The organism is Mesorhizobium sp. M7A.F.Ca.CA.004.06.1.1, from assembly GCF_003999135.1.
Lineage (GTDB): Bacteria > Pseudomonadota > Alphaproteobacteria > Rhizobiales > Rhizobiaceae > Mesorhizobium.
In genome coordinates this window covers 1-3,441 of the sequence record NZ_RZPQ01000644.1, presented here as the reverse complement: position 1 = coordinate 3,441, position 3,441 = coordinate 1, and the positions used below count along the sequence as shown (strand labels likewise).

Annotated in this window: 4 protein-coding genes; all 4 read right to left on the bottom strand. The window is 63.7% G+C overall.

Annotated features, from left to right (window positions below; genetic code table 11):
• Positions 1–930: MFS transporter (locus tag EN906_RS27530; protein ID WP_164777398.1), on the bottom strand; the 930-nt coding region annotated here is incomplete at its 3' end.
• Between the two features lie 88 nt (positions 931–1,018).
• Positions 1,019–1,759 (bottom strand): NUDIX domain-containing protein, encoded by a 741-nt coding sequence (locus tag EN906_RS27525; RefSeq protein WP_127271326.1) that lies wholly within the window; start codon positions 1,757–1,759, stop codon positions 1,019–1,021.
• 86 nt (positions 1,760–1,845) lie between these two features.
• Entirely contained in the window at positions 1,846–2,280 is a 435-nt protein-coding gene (locus tag EN906_RS27520; RefSeq protein WP_174800363.1) for a DUF983 domain-containing protein, read from the bottom strand.
• An 11-nt stretch (positions 2,281–2,291) separates the two neighbouring features.
• Positions 2,292–3,441, bottom strand: a 1,150-nt coding sequence (locus EN906_RS27515; protein WP_127375510.1) for an RNB domain-containing ribonuclease, incomplete at its 5' end; no start/stop codon positions are given.

Here is a 3,441-nt window from a genome sequence, read left to right as displayed (position 1 = left end):
GCCCCAGACGAACAGAAGCGCGGCCATCAAATGCCAATTCTGGGCGAAGAAGGGCATGAAGACGGTGCCGATAAGACCGACCGTGGCGCAGGCAATCAGCAGGTAGCGGCGATCGCTGACGCGATCGCTGATCATGCCGATCGGGATCTGCAACAACACATTGCCGAGGCCGATCATGGTCAGCAGAAGGGCCGCATCGGCCTCGGAATAGCCGATGCGGCTGCCATAGATCGGGAAGAGCGCAAAGCCGCCGGTTTCCACCGCGCCGAACACCAGCACGGCTGCGGTCGCCGACGGCACCAGCCAGATGTAGCGCAGGAAATTGCTGGTTTCGCCATCCGAGGCGATCGAGGGGCTCTCGTTGCGTGCTGCCAGCACGGGTATCGCCGCCAGCGTCACCAAGGCGATGATGACGCCGAACGGCCTGAAGCCGGAACTGCCGAGATGGGCGAACAGCCACGGTCCGGCGGCAAAGCCGAGCGACAGGACAGTGGCGTAAATGCCCAGCACAAGGCCGCGTCGGTGCGGCGGCGCCGAGGTGCTGATCCAGAATTCGGACAGGATGAACAGCACCGTCAGCGCGATGTGCAGCACGATGCGCAGTGGAAACCACATCCAGAAATCGGGTGCGAAATGAAAGCCGACAAAGGCCAGCGCGCCGGCGGCGATCATGGCGATCATGGTCCAGGCAACGCCGAACCGCATGGCGAGCGGAGTAGCCAGCGGCGCACCGGCGATCGAGGCGAGGCCGGCAACGGCGGTGTTGAGGCCGATCATCGAAGCCGAATGGCCGCGCGTTTCAAGGATGACGCTGAGCAGCGGCATGCCGAGGCCGATGGCGATGCCGACGACGCTGATCGACGAGATCGCCGCCACCATCGGCAGCCAGTGTACGCGTTCGTCGCCCTGTGGTTGGGTATCGACCGTCATGGGATGCTGAATACTCTGCCTGTTTGATCTAAGGAAAGTGCTGAGCGCTTTTCCGGGAAAACCGCGTCACACTTTTCCTGGAATTGCTCTAGAGAAGTTCGCGGGTGAAGCGTCTGCGGACAAGCCGGTAGAAGGGCACGGGTCCGCCTGGACGCAACAGTGGATCATGGGCGAGGCGCTTTTCCAGCTCGTCCAGGATCATTCGGGTGATGTCGGGTATGTCGGCTTCCCTGGCCTTGGCGAGCGGCAGCCAGACCAGTTCTTCGAGCTCGTTGGTGGGACTGCCACCGGGCAGTTCGACGGCGACGTCGTCACGCCAGGCGCTGAAAAAGCGGGTGTCGAAGCGGCGCACCCGGTTGGGCGGCGTGATGGCGCGCGCAACGAAGCGCAGCATGTCGAGAGAGGGTTGCACGCCGTGTTCGGCAAAGCCTTGCCAATCGGGCCTGGGGGTTGCGAAAGCACCCTTGCGGCCGATCAGCAGCCCGGCTTCCTCATAGGTTTCGCGGATGGCGGACAGGGCGATGGCGCGGGCTCGTGCGGCGCTTGTGCGGCCCGGTCCGGCGATCAGCCTGGCTTCCTGCTCCGGGTGCAATGCGGCGACGACCGGTATGCGGCTGTCGGCCGGATCGGTGCGGCCGCCGGGAAAGACGAACTTGCCCGGCATGAAGGCGTGGCCGGCATGACGGCGACCCATCAGAACCAGCACGTCATCGTCCTTGCGGTCGAGCAGGATGAGGGTTGCCGCGTCGCGCGGGCGAATTGGCCGGTCGCTATGAGCGATCATGCTCCGCTCGATCCTGTCGACTTCCGCCTTGGTCATACCGTCCATGCGCAGGACCTAGCGGAAACTTCTGGCAAGCGAAAGTGGCCTTTCACGGTCGGTATGTTGCGCCAGGCAGCATTCTTGGCTGCGGCCTAGGCTCCGGGATGCGGCTCGATCACGTCGTGCTCGCCGCCGAAGCCGTGCATATAGAAGGCCCATTGCAGTCCGATGACGGCACCCTTGATCGGCTGCAGCAACGCAACCGACAAAAGGATGGTCAGCGGAACCCAGATGGCGATGTGCTGCCATGTGGACAGCGTCGACGTGGCCTCAACGCCCATGAAGGCGCCCAGCACGACATGGCCGACGATGACGATGACCAGATAGGCGGGCAGGTCGTCGGCCCGGTGGTGATGCAATTCCTCGCCGCAGACACTGCATGTGTCGACGGTCTTGGTGAAAGCGCGAAACAGCTTGCCTTCGCCGCAATGCGGGCAGCGGCCGAGCAGGCCGCGCTTCATCGCCGTCCACAGCGGGCGCGCGGTCCGGCCCGAGTGATGTTCTCCGCCGAAAACCTGTTCTTCCATGGCTGTTGTCATCATCGTCTCCTGCCGCGCGAACCCGGTCGCGATTGCGACGCGCGGGCGCGGCCCTTGGCCTTGTGAAACGACCGCTTGGAGCCCGGCAGAGGCTTTGGGTCGGTCAACATCTCGAAGCGCATCGCCCCGGCCATCGGCGCCACCTCGAGGAGACGGACCTCGACGCGGTCCGCGAGTTGGTAGCCTTTGCCCGAGCGTTCTCCGAACAGGGAGCGGGCCGTTTCGTCGTATATATAGTAATCGCCGTTCAATGTTGACACCGGGATGAAACCATCCGCGCCGTACTGCGGCAATTGGACAAATAGTCCTGACTTGGTGACGCCGGAGATGCGGGCATCGAACCGGTCGTCGACGCGTTCGGCAAGGTAGGCGGCGATCAGACGGTCGACCGTGTCCCGCTCGGCCGCCATTGCGCGGCGTTCCGTGCCGGAGATCAGCACCGCGACATCTTCGAGCCGTACCGCTTCGTCCTGCGTCAGCCCGCCGGGACCCAATCCGAGTGCGGCAATAAGTCCGCGATGCACGATTAAATCGGCATAGCGGCGGATCGGCGAGGTGAAATGGGCGTAGCGGCGGAGGTTGAGACCGAAATGGCCGATGTTCTTTGGCGAGTATTCGGCTTGGCTCTGCGAGCGCAGAACCACTTCGTTGACCAGGCCTTCATTGTCGGCGCCGCGCACGCGCTCCAAAATGCCGTTGAACTGGCTTGGCTGCATCTGCGCGCCGCGCGCAAGTGACAGGCCCAATGTCTGCAGGAACTCGCGCAGCGATTCCTGTTTGGCCAGTGATGGCGCGTCATGGACGCGATAGACCAGTTCCTGTTTCTTCGCCTCGAGCGTTTCGGCCGCCGCGACATTGGCCTGGATCATGAATTCTTCGATGAGCTTATGGGCATCGAGCCGGTCCGGCACGATGACGCGATCGACGGTGCCGTCCGCCTTGAGCACGATCTTGCGCTCCGGCAGGTCGAGTTCGAGCGGCTGGCGGCCGTCGCGGCCGCGCTTGAGGATCGCATAGGCGTCCCACAGTGGCTTCAGCACGGTTTTGAGGATCGGACCTGTCTTGTCGTCCGGCGCGCCGTCGATTGCCGCCTGAGCCTGTTGGTAGGCGAGCTTTGCCGCCGACTTCATCATGACGCGATGGAAGGAG